Source organism: Candidatus Mycoplasma haematohominis, assembly GCF_902712995.1.
Taxonomy (GTDB): domain Bacteria; phylum Bacillota_I; class Bacilli_A; order Mycoplasmatales; family Mycoplasmoidaceae; genus Eperythrozoon_B; species Eperythrozoon_B haematohominis.
Genome location: NZ_CACTIB010000004.1, coordinates 1 through 18,405, shown reverse-complemented (window position 1 = coordinate 18,405; position 18,405 = coordinate 1). Strand labels below are relative to the sequence as shown.

25 protein-coding genes and 3 tRNA genes are annotated in these 18,405 nt (G+C 33.0%); 8 read left to right on the top strand and 20 right to left on the bottom strand.

The window, feature by feature from the left end; translation table 4 throughout:
* The first annotated feature begins 3 nt into the window (after nt 1-3).
* From H6411_RS00230 to H6411_RS00200, 7 genes are all read left to right on the top strand, one after another.
* Nucleotides 4-510 (top strand): hypothetical protein, encoded by a 507-nt coding sequence (locus tag H6411_RS00230; RefSeq protein WP_216082645.1) that lies wholly within the window; start codon nt 4-6, stop codon nt 508-510.
* A gap of 9 nt (nt 511-519) precedes the next feature.
* Nucleotides 520-1,302 carry a hypothetical protein gene (locus H6411_RS00225; protein ID WP_216082644.1) on the top strand — a complete coding sequence of 261 codons (783 nt, stop codon included), beginning with the start codon at nt 520-522 and terminating at the stop codon, nt 1,300-1,302.
* 6 nt (nt 1,303-1,308) lie between these two features.
* On the top strand, nt 1,309-2,154 hold the full coding sequence (locus H6411_RS00220; protein ID WP_216082643.1) for a hypothetical protein: 846 nt from the start codon (nt 1,309-1,311) through the stop codon (nt 2,152-2,154).
* Between the two features lie 109 nt (nt 2,155-2,263).
* Nucleotides 2,264-3,109 (top strand): hypothetical protein, encoded by an 846-nt coding sequence (locus H6411_RS00215; protein WP_216082642.1) that lies wholly within the window; start codon nt 2,264-2,266, stop codon nt 3,107-3,109.
* Between the two features lie 19 nt (nt 3,110-3,128).
* Nucleotides 3,129-3,548: a hypothetical protein gene (locus tag H6411_RS00210; protein WP_216082641.1), complete on the top strand. Its 420-nt coding sequence runs from the start codon at nt 3,129-3,131 to the stop codon at nt 3,546-3,548.
* A gap of 13 nt (nt 3,549-3,561) precedes the next feature.
* Nucleotides 3,562-3,792, top strand: coding sequence for a hypothetical protein (locus tag H6411_RS00205; RefSeq protein ID WP_216082640.1), 231 nt, complete (start codon nt 3,562-3,564; stop codon nt 3,790-3,792).
* Between the two features lie 51 nt (nt 3,793-3,843).
* Entirely contained in the window at nt 3,844-4,248 is a 405-nt protein-coding gene (locus H6411_RS00200) for a hypothetical protein (protein ID WP_216082639.1), read from the top strand.
* Between the two features lie 19 nt (nt 4,249-4,267).
* On the opposite strand, the gene H6411_RS00195 is transcribed toward H6411_RS00200, so the two are convergent.
* The 18 genes from H6411_RS00195 to H6411_RS00105 all read right to left on the bottom strand — a co-directional run bounded on the left by H6411_RS00195 (nt 4,268) and on the right by H6411_RS00105 (nt 16,211).
* Entirely contained in the window at nt 4,268-4,879 is a 612-nt protein-coding gene (locus tag H6411_RS00195) for a hypothetical protein (protein WP_216082638.1), read from the bottom strand.
* Nucleotides 4,880-4,987: 108 nt separating this feature from the next.
* The gene (locus tag H6411_RS00190; protein ID WP_216082637.1) at nt 4,988-5,605 is read right to left on the bottom strand and encodes a hypothetical protein; all 618 of its coding nucleotides are present in this window, start codon (nt 5,603-5,605) and stop codon (nt 4,988-4,990) included.
* Nucleotides 5,606-5,615: 10 nt separating this feature from the next.
* Complete coding sequence (locus H6411_RS00185) at nt 5,616-6,266, bottom strand: hypothetical protein (RefSeq protein ID WP_216082636.1); 651 nt, start codon at nt 6,264-6,266, stop codon at nt 5,616-5,618.
* A 45-nt stretch (nt 6,267-6,311) separates the two neighbouring features.
* On the bottom strand, nt 6,312-6,974 hold the full coding sequence (locus H6411_RS00180; protein ID WP_216082635.1) for a hypothetical protein: 663 nt from the start codon (nt 6,972-6,974) through the stop codon (nt 6,312-6,314).
* A 96-nt stretch (nt 6,975-7,070) separates the two neighbouring features.
* The gene (locus tag H6411_RS00175) at nt 7,071-7,274 is read right to left on the bottom strand and encodes a hypothetical protein (protein ID WP_216082634.1); all 204 of its coding nucleotides are present in this window, start codon (nt 7,272-7,274) and stop codon (nt 7,071-7,073) included.
* 46 nt (nt 7,275-7,320) lie between these two features.
* Nucleotides 7,321-7,965 (bottom strand): 50S ribosomal protein L1, encoded by a 645-nt coding sequence (rplA, locus tag H6411_RS00170; protein WP_216082633.1) that lies wholly within the window; start codon nt 7,963-7,965, stop codon nt 7,321-7,323.
* The gene (gene rplK / locus H6411_RS00165) at nt 7,958-8,380 is read right to left on the bottom strand and encodes a 50S ribosomal protein L11 (RefSeq protein ID WP_216082632.1); all 423 of its coding nucleotides are present in this window, start codon (nt 8,378-8,380) and stop codon (nt 7,958-7,960) included. Before rplK ends, rplA begins: the two co-directional genes overlap by 8 nt.
* The gene (gene rpmA, locus H6411_RS00160; protein WP_216082631.1) at nt 8,367-8,666 is read right to left on the bottom strand and encodes a 50S ribosomal protein L27; all 300 of its coding nucleotides are present in this window, start codon (nt 8,664-8,666) and stop codon (nt 8,367-8,369) included. The genes rplK and rpmA overlap by 14 nt, the downstream gene beginning before the upstream one ends.
* A 113-nt stretch (nt 8,667-8,779) precedes the next feature.
* Complete coding sequence (locus H6411_RS00155; protein ID WP_216082724.1) at nt 8,780-10,021, bottom strand: phosphoglycerate kinase; 1,242 nt, start codon at nt 10,019-10,021, stop codon at nt 8,780-8,782.
* Between the two features lie 13 nt (nt 10,022-10,034).
* Complete coding sequence (gap, locus tag H6411_RS00150; protein WP_216082630.1) at nt 10,035-11,033, bottom strand: type I glyceraldehyde-3-phosphate dehydrogenase; 999 nt, start codon at nt 11,031-11,033, stop codon at nt 10,035-10,037.
* Nucleotides 11,034-11,068: 35 nt separating this feature from the next.
* Nucleotides 11,069-12,142 (bottom strand): aminotransferase class V-fold PLP-dependent enzyme, encoded by a 1,074-nt coding sequence (locus H6411_RS05840; protein WP_246307705.1) that lies wholly within the window; start codon nt 12,140-12,142, stop codon nt 11,069-11,071.
* A gap of 17 nt (nt 12,143-12,159) precedes the next feature.
* A complete protein-coding gene (gene rpmG, locus H6411_RS00135; RefSeq protein WP_216082627.1) occupies nt 12,160-12,318 on the bottom strand; it encodes a 50S ribosomal protein L33 in 159 nt (52 codons plus the stop codon).
* 25 nt (nt 12,319-12,343) lie between these two features.
* A tRNA-Phe gene (locus H6411_RS00130) sits at nt 12,344-12,419 on the bottom strand.
* Between the two features lie 5 nt (nt 12,420-12,424).
* Nucleotides 12,425-12,501: transfer RNA gene (locus tag H6411_RS00125), tRNA-Asp, on the bottom strand.
* Between the two features lie 7 nt (nt 12,502-12,508).
* A tRNA-Met gene (locus H6411_RS00120) sits at nt 12,509-12,586 on the bottom strand.
* A 143-nt stretch (nt 12,587-12,729) separates the two neighbouring features.
* Complete coding sequence (locus H6411_RS00115; RefSeq protein ID WP_216082626.1) at nt 12,730-14,685, bottom strand: ATP-dependent helicase; 1,956 nt, start codon at nt 14,683-14,685, stop codon at nt 12,730-12,732.
* On the bottom strand, nt 14,666-15,604 hold the full coding sequence (locus tag H6411_RS00110) for a hypothetical protein (protein WP_216082625.1): 939 nt from the start codon (nt 15,602-15,604) through the stop codon (nt 14,666-14,668). The genes H6411_RS00115 and H6411_RS00110 overlap by 20 nt, the downstream gene beginning before the upstream one ends.
* Nucleotides 15,597-16,211 (bottom strand): hypothetical protein, encoded by a 615-nt coding sequence (locus H6411_RS00105; RefSeq protein ID WP_216082624.1) that lies wholly within the window; start codon nt 16,209-16,211, stop codon nt 15,597-15,599. The genes H6411_RS00110 and H6411_RS00105 overlap by 8 nt, the downstream gene beginning before the upstream one ends.
* Before the next feature lie 277 nt (nt 16,212-16,488).
* Here H6411_RS00105 and H6411_RS00100 point away from each other — a divergent pair, with 277 nt between their 5' ends.
* Nucleotides 16,489-16,917 (top strand): hypothetical protein, encoded by a 429-nt coding sequence (locus tag H6411_RS00100; protein WP_439647229.1) that lies wholly within the window; start codon nt 16,489-16,491, stop codon nt 16,915-16,917.
* Nucleotides 16,918-17,038: 121 nt separating this feature from the next.
* Here H6411_RS00100 and H6411_RS00095 read toward each other — a convergent pair whose 3' ends face one another.
* A complete protein-coding gene (locus H6411_RS00095; protein ID WP_216082623.1) occupies nt 17,039-17,662 on the bottom strand; it encodes a hypothetical protein in 624 nt (207 codons plus the stop codon).
* Nucleotides 17,663-17,668: 6 nt separating this feature from the next.
* On the bottom strand, nt 17,669-18,313 hold the full coding sequence (locus H6411_RS00090) for a hypothetical protein (RefSeq protein WP_216082622.1): 645 nt from the start codon (nt 18,311-18,313) through the stop codon (nt 17,669-17,671).
* Between the last annotated feature and the right edge of the window lie 92 nt (nt 18,314-18,405).

The window sequence follows — 18,405 nt, the reverse complement described above, 5'->3', positions numbered from 1 at the left end:
AATATGACACCACAAGCAGCAATAGGAACAGGATTAGGAGGTTTAGCTGCCGCAGGAGCAGGAGGTACTGCTGTTGCCTATGCAGCTGGAGCTTTTAAAGGAACAGAAAACAAAACAACTAATAATAAAGAACCAACATATTTATCTCAAGCTTTAAAAGAAAATTCAAGTCCAATTAAAGAATATATTGGAAATAGTAACGACAAAATTAAAACTCTTTTAGGAGATAACAACACTCCTAAGTATTCAGAAACTTTAAAAGGGGCGTGAGAAAAAATGACAGAAGATCCTTCAGGAACTTCTTTAAATAAGCCGAGCACAGACAAAGATGCGTTATTTAAAGAAGCAATAGATGAAAATAGAAAAACAGAAATATCTGGTTACACAAGTAGATGATGCGAGCATACTGCTAATAAACCTTTATCTGCAGTTCCTACTGTTGATTCAGGAGATAAGAATACATGAGATGCATTTAATAAAGCTTGTTTTTGAACTAAAGCAACGGAATAACAATAATATATGACACCACAAGCAGCAGTAGGAGGAGGTTTACTAGGAGCAGGAGCTATAGGGGTTGGTAGTGCATACTTAGCTGGAGCTTTTGGAGGTTTAGATCCTTCTGAGCCGGCAAGGGTTCTTTTGTATAAGGATTCTACATTAATCTCAGATTATGAAACTGGTTCTTTAATAGGAAAAGAATATGGAAATTATTTGGTATCCCCTATAGGTTCTAGAGAAGAGGGAGGTGTAACAATCAATAATAGGGATTGATGAGAATGATCTTATAAAAGATGACAAGAAGATTCAGGAAAACGGGGTGACGATTTTAGTGATGCATTTAAGGGCAGTGATAAAGTAAGTAAAGCTTTTTCAAATGATACTTCTAAGGCTTTAAATAAGGTTTGTGAAGCTGTTTACAAACAAGAGAAAAGCAAAATAACTTCTACAGCTAAATTAAAAAGAGATTTATTTAAGTACTGTTCTATATTGGGCGAAGTAAAAACTATTAGTGAAGCTGGAGAAGTTTATAACGATAACACTAAAGGAAAAGATGGCGCGAATTCTAAAAAGTTTATAGCTGTAGAAGGAAATGACAAATTTTGAAAAGTAAGAAATGATGAATTTTACGCAGCCGAAGGAGATAAATCTAAATCTCAAGCAAAGACCCCTTCCTCTAAATTTAAATCTGATTCAGAAAAAAATTTAAATGTAAAAGATATTTGTTGAGAAGCATATAAATCTTTGAAATCAGATTCTACTAATTATCCTGATACTGAGATAAATAAATTTTGCGTTTTATAGATAAATATGACACCACAAGCAGCAGCCGGAGCAGGTTTATTAGGCGCAGGAGCGGTTGGGGTAGGTAGTGCATATTTAGCAGGAGCTTTTGACGGATCAGGTTCTTCAGAAGTTGAAATGGAACCAACAAATGTTCTTTTGTCTTCTGAAGATAATTTTTCTTCAGTTTATCCAAATGCTGGTTTAATAGGAAAAGAATATGGGAATTATTTGGTTTCCCCTATAGGCTCCAAAACAAAAGAGAAAGTAACGATTGACAACAAAAAATGATGGGAGTGATCTTATAAAAGATGAAAAAAAGATTTTGAAAATCAGCAAGCAAAAGTGAATTTAAGTAACGAATTCAAAGATGGAGATAAAGTAAGTAAAGCTTTTTCAGATAGTACCACTGAATCCGATTCTTCTACTGCTTTAAATAGAGTTTGTGAATCTGTTTATAAAAAGGATAAGAGTTTATTAGCTTTCGAACCAGGGACTACAGATAATAAGATAAGACTGAAAAACGATTTATTTAAATATTGTTCTATATTTGGAGAATTAAAAACTATCGGTGAAGTAAGTACAGAAACTTATGAAGACAATACTAAAGGAAAAGTAGATGCGAATATTAAAAAGTTTATAGCTACAACAGGCAACGATAAATTTTGAGCCAAAAGAAATGAAGAATTCTATGCAGGCGCAGGAGATAAATCTAAATCTCAAGCAACAGGCTCATCTTCTAAATTTAAAACTAAGTCAGCAGGAAATCCTAAACCAGAAATAAAAGAAATATGCAGAGAAGCTTATGAATCTAATACATCAGGCGATAATGGTTATCCTGATGACGAAGTAAGTAGATTCTGCACTTTATAAACAAAAAATTCTTTTTAAAAAGGGATAACTAATACCAAGTTTGCATTTAACACTATATATTTATTTTTTGTTTACGAAGATCTATATATTACTAATTTATTAAATATTTATGGCATCCCCAGCAGCAATAGGAGGAGGAGCATTAGGAGCGGCAGCTATAGGAGTTGGAGGTGCTTATTTAGCAGGAGCTTTTGAAGGTAAAGGCGATTCAGAAGTTGAAGTAGAACCAAATAGAGTTCTTTTGGTAAATGAAACTGACTTTTCTTCAGTATATTCCACTGCTGATTGAATAGGAAAAGAATATAAGAATTATTTGGTAGCTCCTATAGGTTCTAAAGGTGAAGGAAATCTAAAAACCGATAATCAAAAATGATGAGAATGATCTTATAAAAGATGACAAGCAGATTCTGGAAAGACAGATAATGATTTAAGTGATGAATTTAAAAATAAAGATAAAGTAAGTTCGGATTTTTCTGATAGTACTGCTACTTCAAATACCTCTCCTAAAGCTTTAAACAAAGTTTGTGAAGCTGTTTATAAGCAAAATAAGAGTACGATTACTACTTTAGAAAGTTCTCCAGACAATCAATCCAGATTAAAAAGAGATTTATTTAAATACTGTTCTGTATTAGGAGAAGTAAAAACTATTAGTGAAGCTAAAGAAGCTTATGGCTCCAATACTAAAGGTAAAGAAGATGCAAATGTTAAAAAGTTTGTAGCTGTAAATGGGAATGATAAATTTTGACAAGTAAGAAATGAAGAATTTTACACAGATGGAGATGGAGATAAATCTAAGTCTAAAGTAACTGATAATTCTTCTAATGAATTTAAAGTTAAATCATCAGAAAATTCTAGGTCAGAAATAAGAGTTATTTGTAAGGAGGCGTATGAATCTGGGACAACAGATACACAAAATTATCCTTCTGCAGATGTGGAAAAATTCTGCACTTTATAAACAAAAAGATTAATCAATTATGGCATCTCCAGCAGCTGTCGGAGCAGGCGTAGTAGGAGGGACTGCAGCAGTAGGAGCAACTTCTGTTGCAGCTTATCAAGCTTTTAATAAAGGAGGAACATCCGAAGAAACTCCAACTCTTAAAGAAGCGCCAAATTCTCAACCTGGCCAAACTCAGAATGAACAACAAACAGATACTCAATTGCAAGAAAGAACTAATGATGCAGGTTCTGCTATACCAGATGCGACAGGAAAAGGAGCGACAGATGGTAATACAGAGGAATTGCCTGTTTCTCCTAAAACACCTGTTCAGAATGATGCTGAAGTTACAGATCCAGGAACTGCCGGTACGAAAGGAAATTCTCAGGAAGAAACAATACCTGCTGTAACTACTCCAGCGCCAAAACCGACAAGCAATCCTTTACCTGCAGCATCTTAATTTCTAAATAGTTATGACACTTACAGATGGAACAAACAAGACTAAGCCAACAGGAGTGGCATTTACCGCTTCCAATACTGCTCTCGAGAAATCTGGCGAAATTTCAACTTTCACTAAAGCCTGATGCAAGGTAACTAAAAAGAAAACTGATAAAGACGGTAAAGCGTGAACAAAAACTACTCTTAAAGCTAATTCAGATTGACAGATCTTCAGTGAAGTTTGTGTAATTCCTAAAAGTAGTTAAATAAATACTAGATTTTTAGGATTTAGTTATTATTAAAGACAAATATTAATTATGGCATCCCCAGTAGCAGTCGGTGCAGGAGTCGTAGGCGGAACAGCAGCAGTAGGGGCTACCTCTTTTGCAGTTTATCAAGCTTTTAAAAAGGATAGTTCAACTGAGGAAGTTAAGAATCCAACTCTTAGAGATGGACAAGCAGATAATCCCGGAACTTCAAACACAGCTAATACAGCAACTTTAAATACAGGAGATCAAGCAGGTCAATCTACAGGTAAGGGAGATGCGCAAGATACATCAGGAAAAGGTAGTGCCGCAGGATCTGCAGGTCAAGGAAGTACAGGAGAAGCTGGAACAGTAGTTGATTCATCACAGTCAACTGATCAAGTAAGTGGAAGTTCTACTGGTGGCACAACAACTCCTGGAACAGGAACACCAGCAGCTGCTGCGGCAGCAGCATAAGCATTAATTACTTATTAAATTACTCGTAAAGATCTTGATTGTCTAGATTTAACTCATAGAAAGTAGCTTCTTCAGTTCTTGATAGATCAGAGTAAGTACATGATTTTCATCCGGTTGGATATCTTTCATTACTATTAGAAATTACTCCTTTTATTTCTTCACATTTTTTATATGCATGAGCAATAGCTGATTTTTCTAGGAAGTCTTTTTTATTTGCAGGCACATGCGCTTTTAATAAAGCACTTCATTCACATGTATTGTTATCTTGACAACTTCCTTTAGTGTTATTTAGTTGATCTAGTCAAGTAGGTCTCTTTTTTCCTTCTATAGGTTGAAATTTGATTGGTTGTTTTTCAACAGTGTGGTTTGGTCTAAAGAAAAAGGTACTTTTATCTATGGTTGAACCTTCTCTTGGTCTTTGAGATTTAGTTTCTTTGGTATCAGAGTCATCTTCTGAAGTTTGTTCTATTGGATCTGGTTCTAATTCTTCTTGTGTTATTTCTAAATCTATTTTTTTTGTTATAGCTGGTTGTTCTGAAACATAATTGTTATTTGTCAGCTGATGAGCAGTGATAGCTGTTCCAATTATTAGGGTTAACAAACCAATTGTTAATTTAGTTAGTATGGCCATGATATTTTTTAAGATCTGATCAGTCTAATAACTTTGTCATCTATATATTTTTATTTCTTATTTAGTTTCTAAAAAGTAATAGAGGATAAATTGATTTTTTATTTATTGTTATTCTGAATATAGAGCTTCATTATCTAGGTTTAAGTCGTATAGGCTGGCTGATTTTACATATAGATTTTCTGAATAAGTACATGTTATTCATCCCTTTGGATTTGAGTTTGTATCGTCTTTCATTGTTCCTTTAATAGATGAACATTTTTTAGTAGCGTGATCTTGAGCAGATCTTTCTAATTGTTCTCTCTTCTCTTTAGGAACTCTGGCTCTTAGTAGATCACTTCATTCGCATTCACTTTCATTATTGTCTGTTGCGCATATACCTTGAGGATGATTTGTAGTATCTATTCATTTAGGTTTACCTTTTCCTTCTAGAGCTTTAAATTCAATTGGCTTTATGCTGCTTTCTCTGCGAGTGAATTTATGCTTTATATCAAAGATGTTGTTTGGTTTTTCTTCTTGTTTGCCTTCAACTGTAACTTTTTTTGGTTGCTTATCTAATTCTTGTTTAGGTTTGTTATTAATATTTTTATTTTCATTATTTTTAGAAGCTTCTATTTTTTCAGTTGAATCGTTAGAGTTATCTTTGGTTAGCTGATAGGCAGTTACGGCTGTTCCTACTCCTAACACTGTAGTTGTTCCTGCTATTGCTGACTTAGTTGTTGTGGTCATGGCGCTTTATTTATTTTTGATACAGATCTTCGTTGTCTAGATTTAATTCGTAGAAACCAGTAGTTTTGCTTTCTACTCCTTCTGAGTAAGTACATATTGTTCATCCTTTTTGATTGTTTTCTGGATCGTTTGACAATCTACCATTTATAGATTCACATTTTTTATGTGCATGATTTATAGCGGAGTTTCTTAATTTTTCTTTCTCTCCTTTAGGCACTTTAGCTTTTAAGAAATCACTTCATTCACATTTGTCGTCGTTGTCATTTGCACATACTCCTCTTTCTTTTCCTGATGTACTTATTCAGTCTGGCCTATCTCTTCCTTCTAGAGCTTTAAATTCAATCGGTTCTTTTTCTAAAGGTCTTTTGTTTGGATCTATATTAAAGAATCTAGCTTTTATATCAGAAATAGAAGTTCCTGTTGGAACAGGAGAACTTGGTTGTTCAGCAGGTTGTTTATCTTGAGCTTTATGTCCTTCTTGTGGAGCTTCTTTTGCTTTAGATTGTAAATTATCTTGATCGGCATATTCATTACCTTCATCTGTGTTTACTTGTTGTTTTGATTCTTCAGAATTGCTTTTAGTTAATTGATAGGTAGTTACAGAACCTGCAATTCCTAGCCCTACACCTCCTGCTGTTAATGATTTAGATAATGTTGTCATGATTAATCTAACACCTGTTTATTTGCAAAACAGAAGTTATGTTTTCTATTTTTGAACTTGTTCGTAAAGATCTGGGTTATCTAGGTTTAATTCATAGAATCCTGCAGTTTCTCTGTTGTATCCTTCATAGTAAGTACATGTTTTTCAATCTTTTGGATATCCTTCACCACTATCAGAAAGACCTCCTCCAATTTCACGACATTTTTTGTAAGCATGATCTCTAGCTGATTGTTCTAATCTTGCTTTTTGACCCACAGGAACTTTTGCTCTTAAGAATCCGCTCCATTCGCATTTAGAACCATTATCACCTTTACAAATACCTCTAGGGTTTGATGTTGTATCCAGCCAATCAATTCTGTTTTTTCCATATAAACCTTTAAATACAACTGGATCTTTATCTTTTGGCGTTCTTACACTTGTTCTTCATCCGAAAGTGTTGTTTATGAAGAAAGAGTTATCTCTTTTTGTTTCAGTAGATTTAGATTCAACTGCAGCAGGAGCAGGACTTGCTTCTTCTAATTTTTCTTCTTCTAAAACTGGAGTTTTAATTTCTGTAGATGTTTCAGATATATTTGTGTTATTTAAACCTTCATTTAAAGAAGTGTTTTCTTGTGGTTCAGCAGTTTTTCCGCTCAATTGATGAGCAGTTACACCAATTCCGGAACCGATTATTAGGGAGCCTGTAGCTGCTTTAGCTAGTGTTGACATGTTTACAAGTAAGTCTATCAGTATTTATCTATATTTAATTTAACTATATACATTTAAGTTCATAAAAGCAATGAAAGTCAAGCATTAATTACGTATTTATTGTGAACTAGGAACAAGATCTGTTTCTTTAGTTTCAGGTACATAGGGTTTGATAGTTATATTTGAGGTCTTTGAAGTTATTTGTCTGTGTTGTGGACTACTACCTGAACTAGTTAAATGTTTAGCTAATAGGATGCTTCCAGTACAGCTTAAACAGAATAATAAGAAGAAACCGAGATTACTATTGGAGATTCCAAACATGACCTTGCAAATTCTCTTTTAATGCAAGATCTTTTAATTTAAGCAACTAAATTGTTGTTATGTCTATAGAAAATGAAGGTCCCATTGTAGTAGTCAAGAAAACTTTTTCTATATATTTACCTTTTAAAGTCTTAGGTTTCTTATTCTTAATTAGATCTATAGCAAAGTTAAAGTTCTCTATTAATTTTTCTTTAGGGAAGTCTCTTTTTCCTATTACAAAGTGAACATTACCGAATGAGTCATTCTTAATCGATACTTTTCCTTTTTTGAATTCAGCAACTGCTTTTTTAATATCAGTAACTACAGTTCCTAGTTTAGGGGAAGGCATTAAGTTTCTAGGCCCAAGTATTTTCCCTAGTTTAGAAAACATAGGCATCATTTTTGCTGTTGTTAATACAACATCGAAATCAACTCAACCTTCTTTTATCTGTTCAATAATTTCTTTTCCTCCGCAGTAATCAACATCAAGAGCTTTTATTTCTTCATTTGAAAGAGAATCATCAACAACCAATATTTTGCTTTTTTTGTCAAGTGAATGAGGCAATACACAAAGGTCTTTGAAATTATGTTCTGGTTTTTTAGTATTTAGATTCAGCTTTACAGCTATTTCAACAGTTTCTTTAAATTTTCTTTCTTTTACTTCGCTCAGCATGTCTATAGCTGAAGATATAGTGTATTTTGTTTTACTCATTCTCTAATTCAATTCCCATTTGTTTTGCAGTACCAATTATCATCTTTTCCATAGCTTCTATACTTGCTGCATTGGTATCTTTCATTTTGTATTCAGCCATTTCTCTTAACTTTGCTCTACTTAATTTACCTATTGGAGTTTTTTGGTTAGAAGCTCCTTTTTCTATATTCAAAGCTTTTTTAAGGAGAATTGGAACAGGTGTTGTTTTTAGTTCAAAGGTGAAGGATTTATTAGGGAGAATAGTAAACACTACAGGTATTACTTCACCATTTCTTTCTTTAGTTTTTTCATTGAAATCTTTAGTGAATTGACCCATGTTTATACCTAGAGAAGCTAGCGCTGGCCCTGGTTTTGCTTGTCCTCCGATTAGCTCTAATTTAGCTACTCTTTTCTTAGGTCTTTTAACTTCTGCCATGTTCTGATAATACTTCCTCTATTATTACTCTTTTCTTATCTTTACCTCATTTCTTGTATTTGACTATTCCTGATTTAACAGCAAATAGTGTGAAATCATTTCCTTGACCTACTCCAAATCCTGGATATATTAAGTTACCTTTTTGTCTGTAGATAATTTGACCTGCATTAGCAAACTGGCCATCAGCTAGTTTTGCACCTCTATATTTAGGTCTAGAATCTCTACCGTTTTTTGTAGAACCAACCCCTTTTTTGGAAGCAAAAGCTTGTAAATCAAAATATTTCATAGACAATTTGAATTATAAAGCCTTATTAAGGTTTATTAGCGTGCAGACAACTCAATCAACTTAAAAATTGGGGAGAGATTATTATGTACAGATAGATTCTTTATAACAAGAATTTATTTATCTGAGATACATTCAATTCCTGGCATTGGAGCTCCTTCAAAGAAAGTTAGAGAAGCTCCACCACCTGTAGAAATAAAACTCATTTGAGAACTTAAATCAAATTTAAGAACTGCAGCAGCAGAATCACCACCACCAATAACAGTGTATGCACCTTTTTTAGTTATTTCAGCCAATTTAAGAGCAATAACAGCAGTTCCTGATGCAAAATTATCAAATTCAAATACTCCCATTGGGCCATTTCAGATAACTACTCTCGCATCATCTAATTTAGAAGCATAAATATTTGCTGACTCAGGGCCAATATCTAGAGCCATTTGATCATCTCATCCAGCCTCATCAACGCCTTTAACTTCTCCAGGAATATCTTGGAATACCGGAGCAACTAAATGATCAACAGGAAGAACAAGCTTATCTTTGTACTTATTCAACATATCTTTACATTCTTCAATCATGTCTTCCTCAACAATAGATTTACCAACTGGTTTACCCATAGCTTTTAAGAATGTATAAACCATACCTCCACCAACCAATACTCTATCTACTTGAGGAGTAATAGCATTTATTAATTTCAATTTGTCTGAAACTTTACTACCACCTAGTATCAATACTTTAGGATGATCATTAGATTCAACTGCTTTTGATAGGAATTGAAGTTCTTTTTCAACTAATAAACCAATAGCTGAAGGCAAGAAACCAGCAATACCTACATTAGAAGCATGTGATCTATGGCAAGTACCAAAAGCATCATTTATAAATACATCTCCTAAAGATGCTCAGAACTTAGCTAAATCAGGATCATTTTTAGATTCTCTTTTAACAATATTTCCAGAAGTATCGATATCGTAATATCTAGTGTTTTCTAGAACATACACATCTGCTTCTGGTTGATTGTTAATAGCACCTCTTACTTCTTCAAAATTATCAAAGGAAGGAATAAATACTACTTTCTTATCTGAAAGTTGATTTTGTAATTCTTTAGCAACAATACTCATTGACTTAGCACCTGACTTGATGTCATCTAAGCTTTTGATTCTTGAAATATGGCTAAGAATAATTACTTTTAATTTGCTATCTAGTAGTTTTTTAACTGTAGGAAGAGCTTGAGTTATTCTGTGTTTATCAGTAATAGCAAGAGTTTTTTTATCTATAGGAACGTTTAGATCTAATCTAACAACAGCTTTCTTGTATTGTGTTAAATTTAGGTCTCCTAAAGTTTTCTTATTTTTGTATGAAATAGACACTTAGGGATTACAGGCCGGAGAAGTAGCAAACTGTTCTCACTAGTTGATTTACATATGAAGATTCGTTATCGTATCATGTGTAAATTTTTACTTCACCAGTAGGCAATACTTTAGTTAATAGAGAGTCAAAAATTGAAGCTGCTGTGTGACAGATAATATCTGCTGAAACAATAGGAGCTGCTTCGTAGCAAAGAGTTTCACTTGCACCTTTTTTAATTGCATCGTTAATTTGATCAGCTGTAGCAGCTTTTTCTAGTCTTACTGTTAGATCAACTAAAGAACCAGTAATAACAGGCACTCTGTGAGCAACTCCATCTAATTTACCATTTAATTCAGGAATTACTTTACCAATAGCAGCAGCAGCACCAGTAGAAGTAGGAATAATTGAGAAAGTAGCAGCTCTTGCTCTTCTTAAATCTGAGTGAGGAGAGTCTTGTAGTCTTTGGTCAGCTGTGTAAGCATGAATTGTTGTCATGAATCCAGAAGCAACTCCAAATTTTTCATGAAGAATACTTACAACAGGAGCTAAAGCGTTAGTTGTACATGAAGCGGCTGAGATAATTTGATCACTTGCCTCAAGAACGTTATGGTTAACGTTGTAAACGATAGTTTTAAGATCACCCTTAGCAGGAGCTGAGATAACTACTTTTTTAGCACCAGCTTTGATATGAGAAGAAGCTGAATCTTTATCTGTGAATCTACCTGTACTTTCAATTACACAATCAATTGAAAGAGCTTGTCAAGGTAAGTTTGCAGGATCTCTTTCTGCAAAAACTTTAACTTCAATTGTTCTCCCTTCTTGTCTCAGAACCAACTTATCCCCTTCGCAAGAAATATCTCAATCTGTTAAAGTACCATGAGCTGAGTCATATTTAAGCAAATGAGCTAAAGTTTTGCAATCTGTTAAATCGTTAATAGCTAGAACTTGAACATCACTTTTTTTAATTAATTCTCTGAAAGCTAGTCTACCAATTCTTCCAAATCCGTTGATTGCGATTTTTTTCATGAGGTCTTTGTATATTAACGTAAAAAATTATAACACTAAAGACATAGTGAAGGTGAAAAATTATTTATGGCATAGAAGAATCTATCTATCTCTTCCACTAGATTGAAAGCGCTCAAAGACACTCTAAAAATTTTGTTTACGTCGTATCTTTCTTGAGATAGCCATGAACAGCAGTTACCGGATCTAGTGATTATTCCAAATTTTTCTAGATAGTGACAGTAGTCATGACATGAAATGTTTGGATCTTTTACTCTTATTAGGAAAATACAGTACTTAGACTCAGGATTTACCAGTTCTACATACTCATTTTTTTTTGGGAAGTTTTCTACAAAGTATTTATGTAATCTCTCTACTTCTCTACTTATAAAACCACTTATAAACAATTCTTCTATTACGTTTAGACACTTGATTCAGGCTTCTAGAGCATCTAGATCTAGTAGATAGGTTTTTAATTTTTGTTCGCAGTTGTATTGATTGATTCCTATATCTGTTGGTAATTTAGAGCAGATAACCCCTATTCCATTTGGACCAAAAAATTTGTGGGCTGTAAAAAAGAAATAGTCTATTGATGAGTTTTTAAGGCTTGGAATTTCATGTTGCATGTATTGTGAAGCATCAACAATGCATATGTGATTTTGCTCTTTAAATTTTCTGTCTACATCTCAAGGATTAACTTCTATTCCTTCTAGATTAGAGAGTAGAGAGAATGAGAATATAGAGGGAGTATCCGGTAATTTTCAATTTTGAAAATCTTTTAGGGGTAAATATTCGATTGGTTTTTCAGCTAATTTAAGCCATATTAGATGATTAGAAGCATGTTCCGCATCACTTAAATATATTTGTTTTTGTATTTTTTCTGGTTCTATTAATGATTGATTTGGTGTAAGAGAATAGGCAATTTCATTTATTGCATATGTCGCATTTGGTAGGAATGTAACATAAAGTTCATCACTTTTAGTTATTCCAAACAGCTTAGCTATTCTTTTTTCTGCTCTTCTGAATAGCTTGACAGTTGTTTCTAGATCTCTAGCCTTACCAAAAACCCTTTTGTATTCATCACAGAAATACTTACTTCTCCTTGAAGAGGAAGCGTTATCAAAGTAGCAGATTTTCGTTTTTTAGGGGACTATTTAACTTTAGTTTCTTTATGCAAGCAAGATTTTTTACATCACTTGCAATATTTCTTAAGTTCTATTTTGTCAGGATTATTCTTAGGATTTTTTCTGGACAAATATCCTATTCTTGAACAATCACTACACTTCAGTCTGAACTTTAATTTAGGCATGTTTAATTGTGATTTTAACTTTTAATGGTGGCTTTAGGCGGATTCGAACCACCGACACACGGTTCTTCAGACCGTTGCTCTACCAACTGAGCTATAAAGCCGATCATGGCGGGCCTTACGGGATTCAAACCCGTGATCTCCACAGTGACAGTGTGGTGTGTTAGGTCTCTACACTAAAAGCCCTAAATAATGGTAGCGGGGGTAGGATTTGAACCTACGACCTTCAGATTATGAGCCTGACGAGCTAACCAAACTGCTCCACCCCGCGATAGAGAAAGCAATTTAAATTTTATATTAAATGTTTCAATAATTATTTAACCATTAAAGCGAAGAATAATTTATAGATTCTTGAAATTGGAGATTAATTTTCCCTATGCTCGTATATTTATGAGCAGTTGTAATTGAAAAAAATTATTTTTTGTTGTAGATTGCGAAAGAATAGGATCTATCTATAAATTCAACTATATTGCTTAATTCTTTTGCTTCATCCATGAATATAGATTCTTTTGTACTCGGTTTATCTAATGATCTTATTATTACTGGAGAACAGGACATATACAATTTCTCTTTGGCTCTGGTAATAGCTACATAGGCTAATCTTCTTTCTTCTTCTGTATCCTCTGGACTTTTGCTTAGGAATGAAGGGAAGACTGTGTGACTCATTTTTACTAGGAATACATACTTGTATTCAAGACCTTTGGCTTGATGTACTGTACTTAATAGAAGGAAATCATCTGTCTTGTTTCTCTTAACTTCTTTGGCTCTTAGAGAGATCTCTTCAACTATTTCCCTATTTGTTTTTCCTTCTAAGTTTTCTGATATAGCTGTTCCAAATTGTCTTAAGTTTTCTAGCCTTCCTTCCTCTTTTTTGTTTATTACGTATTCCTCGTAATTTGTTTTCTTGATTATCTCTTGAATTATTAGATGTAGACTTTTATTTCTAGATTCTTTTAGCTCTTCTATTATTTCTCCTAGACGAAGTATTGCTTTTTTAGATTTAGTGTTTATTGCTGTGCATTCATCTATGTTTTCTATTCCTTGCATGAATGAGTATTTGTTTTCACTTAAGAAATTATGAAAAGTTGAGCTAGATGAATCTCCTATGCCCATTGGTACAGCATCATTTATTGGTTTTATGTATATGGCACTTCCTGGTTCATCACAGAAAAATAAGAGCCTTAGAAAAGCAACTATAAATTTGATTTCTATTCTGGAGAAGAACTCTACTGAGTTAGTTACTGCATAATCTATATTTTTTTTCTTTAGGGCAATTTCGAATAGTTTTGCGATTGAGTTGTTTCTATAGAGAATTACGAAGTCCCTTAAGGATGAGTTAGGGTTGATTGCTCTTATAGTTGTTATTTCGTTTAATACTCACTCTATTTCATCTCAATCTGTTCTGAATTTAGTGCATTTAATCTTGTTCCCTTCAGAATTTCTGGTTCATAGGTTTTTGGATAGTTCATGTTGATTTTTGTTAATTATGTGGTTAGCTAGTTGAAGTATGTTTTTAGTTGACCTGTAGTTTTCTTCTAGTTTTATGCATATTGAGTTGTCGAAGTACTCTAGGAATTCACTGCATACTTTTGGTTTAGCTCCTCGGAAGCCGTAGATAGATTGATCTGGATCTCCTACACAGAATATATTTCCATTAGATTTATCTACTATTTTTTTGATGATTTCCATTTGGATGGTACTTGTGTCCTGGAACTCATCAATTAGAACAGCATTAAATCAGTTCTTTCAGTAGTCTCTTACTTCTGGAATATTTAGTGCTTTAAGTGTGTAGACTTCTAGATCGTCATAGTCTAGAAATTTGTTTACAGTTAGTTCTTCTATATATTTCTTGTATAGGGTTTCTATATCTTCTCTATCTAGTTTGTATGTCTTTACTATTTGATTTAGATAGACTTTGTCTGATAGGTCATAGTTGTTGATCTTTAGAAGGCTTATTGCTGTAGAGGCTATTTTGGTCTCTAGGTTTTCTATTAATAGTTCTTTTATTAGCCTTCTTATTATCCCCTTTTGGTCACTCTCATCTAATAGTTTGAAGTCTCTTAGATAGGGATTTACTTTTTCCATATCTTTCTTTAATAGCTTGTGGAAGAAAGCGTGAAAGGTGAATATATTTGAGGGAACTTTTTCTGAACCTATTTCTTCTCTAATTCTTCCTACTATTTCATCTCTTGCTTTGTTGGTAAAGGTGATAACTAATACTTTTCTGGGTTCTATTCCTGTTTCTATAAGTTCGATTACTCTTGATATTAAAACTGTTGTTTTTCCTGTTCCTGCGCCGGCTATGACAAGTATAGGCTTTTTAGGCGCTTTTATTGCTTCTAACTGTTCTTTATTTAGCTTCCTGCTCACCTTCTTCTAAACTTCCTTGTTCTTCTAGTTTGATTTTTTCTAAGAAGGCATCGTTATCCATTTCTATTTCTTCCGCAAAATTGATTGTTTCGTAGTATTCAAGTTGTGGGTTTTCTGCCTGAGCAGCTTCTGCTTCTAACTCTGCTTCTTCTTCTTTTGGAATTATGATTCTTTCTCCTAATGTTTCTTCAGTAGGAAGAGCTGAGTCTTCTGTGCTCATTATTACAAGAGCTCTTTCTACATTCACATAGATTATTCTGTTGCTTTTAGTGAATCAATTTAAAGCTCTTTTGCTTGCTCCAACTGTGAATAAATGATGGATTTGCAGGAAGAAAACAATTGCGACAATTATTCTCATTCCGTAGATTCATGATCTTCTTGCATTGAAGTTAGTTATTGGGTTATCTTGATTTTGAACCAATTGACTTCATCAATTATTGTCATTAGTAATCCAAGCACCAAAGAAGAATAAAGCACTTAATAGAGGAAGAATTAAAACAGGAATAAAGTTAGCTCTGAATAGTTGTCCTTGAGTTAATTTACCTCTTCAGTTAAGGCTGTCATCTAGAGTAACAGCTTTCATTCCCAAGTGACTTGAGAAGAATGTTTGGTATCTAGTTTTTGATGGTATTAGTACAAAGTAGATGTAACAGCAAAAGAACATTCATAGAGAGAAGAGAAGGCATCTTCAAGCTGGAATTGTCTTTTCTCTGTCTACTAGATCATGGAATGCCTGAATTATTCCTTCCTTTGGTTCAAAGTAAGCAAACATAACAAAGATAGGTAGGTTTACTGTACATATATAGATAAGGTCAAATAGAGTGACTATTATTTTTCTGGCACAAGTAGCTTTGATTTTTCCAAAGTACTGTTCTAGCTCTAAGTCTTGTCTACTGTTAACACCTATGTAACTAGACATTTTCTAATTTACTAATTAAGTTCTTTTTATTTCTAATTTCGGGAGAGAAAGTATCACTATTAGAGAAGTTGTTTCACATACCTCTTAACTTAAATCTAATAGATGAATTAGAAGCAATATATTTAGGAGCCAATCTACTTGTTGTTGCTTTGTATGTATTGATAGCAATAATTCCTCCTAATCCTGGGAAAAACATAACAGCTAATGCGGCATATATATGTTGAATACTTTTAGCTTTAAAGAATTTAACTAAGGAAAATAAACCCAATAATACTTTTCCTATAAAGGCAGCAACAGAAATTATGAATAGTATAAGAACTATGCTTCAAAGGGTTAGTCTAAATATTATGAAATCGATTATTTTTACGTTGAATAGTTCACTGTATCCTTTTGAAGCTACATAAGTGCTTAAGTAAGTGTGTACTGATGTACCTTCTCCAGATGTGTTTGAACCATCTTTTAATGTATGATATTGGCCATTTCTTAATAGAAAAGCAAAGTGATATACAGCAAATATAAATATAAGAATACTTCAGCAGATAACACAGACTATGTCAAGTCTTCCTGCAGTTTTTAGATTTTTCTTGGCTATATAAAAACTATTCATACTAGTAAACTTCTAATTTTAAAATCCTGGGAAAAATGAGTTTATTTGCTGAGTAAGTCTAATTTCATTTTTTTGAAATCCTTTATTCAACTTTAGTTTTATATATCTTTTAAGTTCTTATAAATAAAGATATAATCACAATGTACAAAACCATCTTCAATTATTGAATAGCTTTCAGTTCTATTTGCATATCTAAACCCAATTAACAAACTCTTTATTTATATAAATTTTTATTTCGCACTAATTTAAATATTTAAAGAGTTTTTTCTTTGTATTTTTGGATTTCCCTTTTAGTTCACTTTTAATAAATAAGAAAACCATACTCAAGATCGCAGTTCCTTCAGCTTCTTCTATAGGTATCTTTGGAGGAACTGGATCTACTGTTGAGTACAAGATTATGGTCAATTACAATGGCCAAGCTGACTTGCTACTTAGCTTACAGATTCCTCCGGATTACTATCCTTATCAATTTAAAAAGACTAACCTATATGACTATCTGACTAATGTAGATAAATATATTGTTGTTAATGATCATGTATCTCAAAACAAGAAAGATATAAAGAAAAGTCTACAGTCCAGAATAAATGCTCTTCTTTCTCAGGTAAAGGAATTTGGATCTTCTCTATGAAATGAAGACCTTTATGACACAGGGATAGTTTTTAGAAATAATCAATTCTGAAATAATAAGAAAACTACGTTAATTTAGTTAGTATGGCCATGATATTTTTTAAGATCTGATCAGTCTAATAACTTTGTCATCTATATATTTTTATTTCTTATTTAGTTTCTAAAAAGGAATAGAGGGTAAATTGATTTTTTATTTATTGTTATTCTGAATATAGAGCTTCATTATCTAGGTTTAAGTCGTACAGATTGGCTGATTTTTCATACAGACTTTCTGAATAAGTACATGTTATTCATCCCTTTGGATTTGAGTTTGTATCGTCTTCCATTTTTCCGTGAATAGAACTACATTTACTTGCAGCATGATCTTGAGCAGATCTTTCTAATTGTTCTCTCTTCTCTTTAGGAACTCTGGCTCTTAGTAGATCACTTCATTCGCATTTACTTTCATCTTTGTTTGTTGCACATATTCCTTTGTCTTTTCCTGATGTATCTATTCAATCAGGTCTAACTTTTCCGGGTAGAGGTTTAAATTCAATTGGTTTTATTTTGCTTTCTTTTTGTGGTCCGAATTTATTTCTTATGTCGAAAATATCAAATTTTTCTTCAGATTTTTGTTTGTCTTCAACTGCAACTTCTTTTGGTTGTTTATCTAATTCTTGTTTAGGTTTGTTATCAATATTTTTATTTTCATTACTCTTAGAAGCTTCTATTTTTTCAGTTGAATCTTGAGAGTTATCTTTGGTTAGCTGATAGGCAGTTACGGCTGCTCCTGCTCCTAATACTGTAGTTGTTCCTGCTATTGTTGACTTAGTTGTTGTGATCATGTTGTTTTATTTATCTTTTTGATATAGATCTTCGTTGTCTAGATTTAATTCGTAGAAACCAGTAGTTTTGCTTTCTACTCCTTCTGAGTAAGTACATATTGTTCATCCTTGCTGATTGTTTTCTGGATCGTTTGATAATTTACCTTTGATTTCTTTACACTTTTTTTCTGCATGATTTGTAGCGGAATTTCTTAATTTTTCTTTCTCTCCCTTAGGCACTTTAGCTTTTAAGAAATCACTTCATTCACATCTAGAACCATCATCATCTTTACAGATTCCTCTTTCATTTCTTGATGTACTTATTCAGTCTGGCCTATCTTTTCCTTTTATAGGTTTAAATTTAATCGGTTCTTTTTCTAAATGTCTGTTGTCTATTGTTCTATCGAAAAAACTAACTCTCATATCAGCAATAGAAGTTCCTCTTTGAGCAGGAGCGCTTGGTTGTTCAGCTTGAGCTTTATGTTCTTCTTGTGGAGCTTCTTTTGCTTTAGGTTGTAAACTATCTTGACTGGCATTTTCATTATCTTCATCTGTGTTTACTTGTTGTTTTGATTCTTCAGAATTGCTTTTAGTTAATTGATAGGTAGCTACAGAACCTGCAATTCCTAGACCTACGCCTCCTGCTGTTAATGATTTAGATAATGTTGTCATGATTAATCTAACACCTGTTTATTTGCAAAACAGAAGTTATGTTTTCTATTTTTGAACTTGTTCGTAAAGATCTGGGTTATCTAGGTTTAATT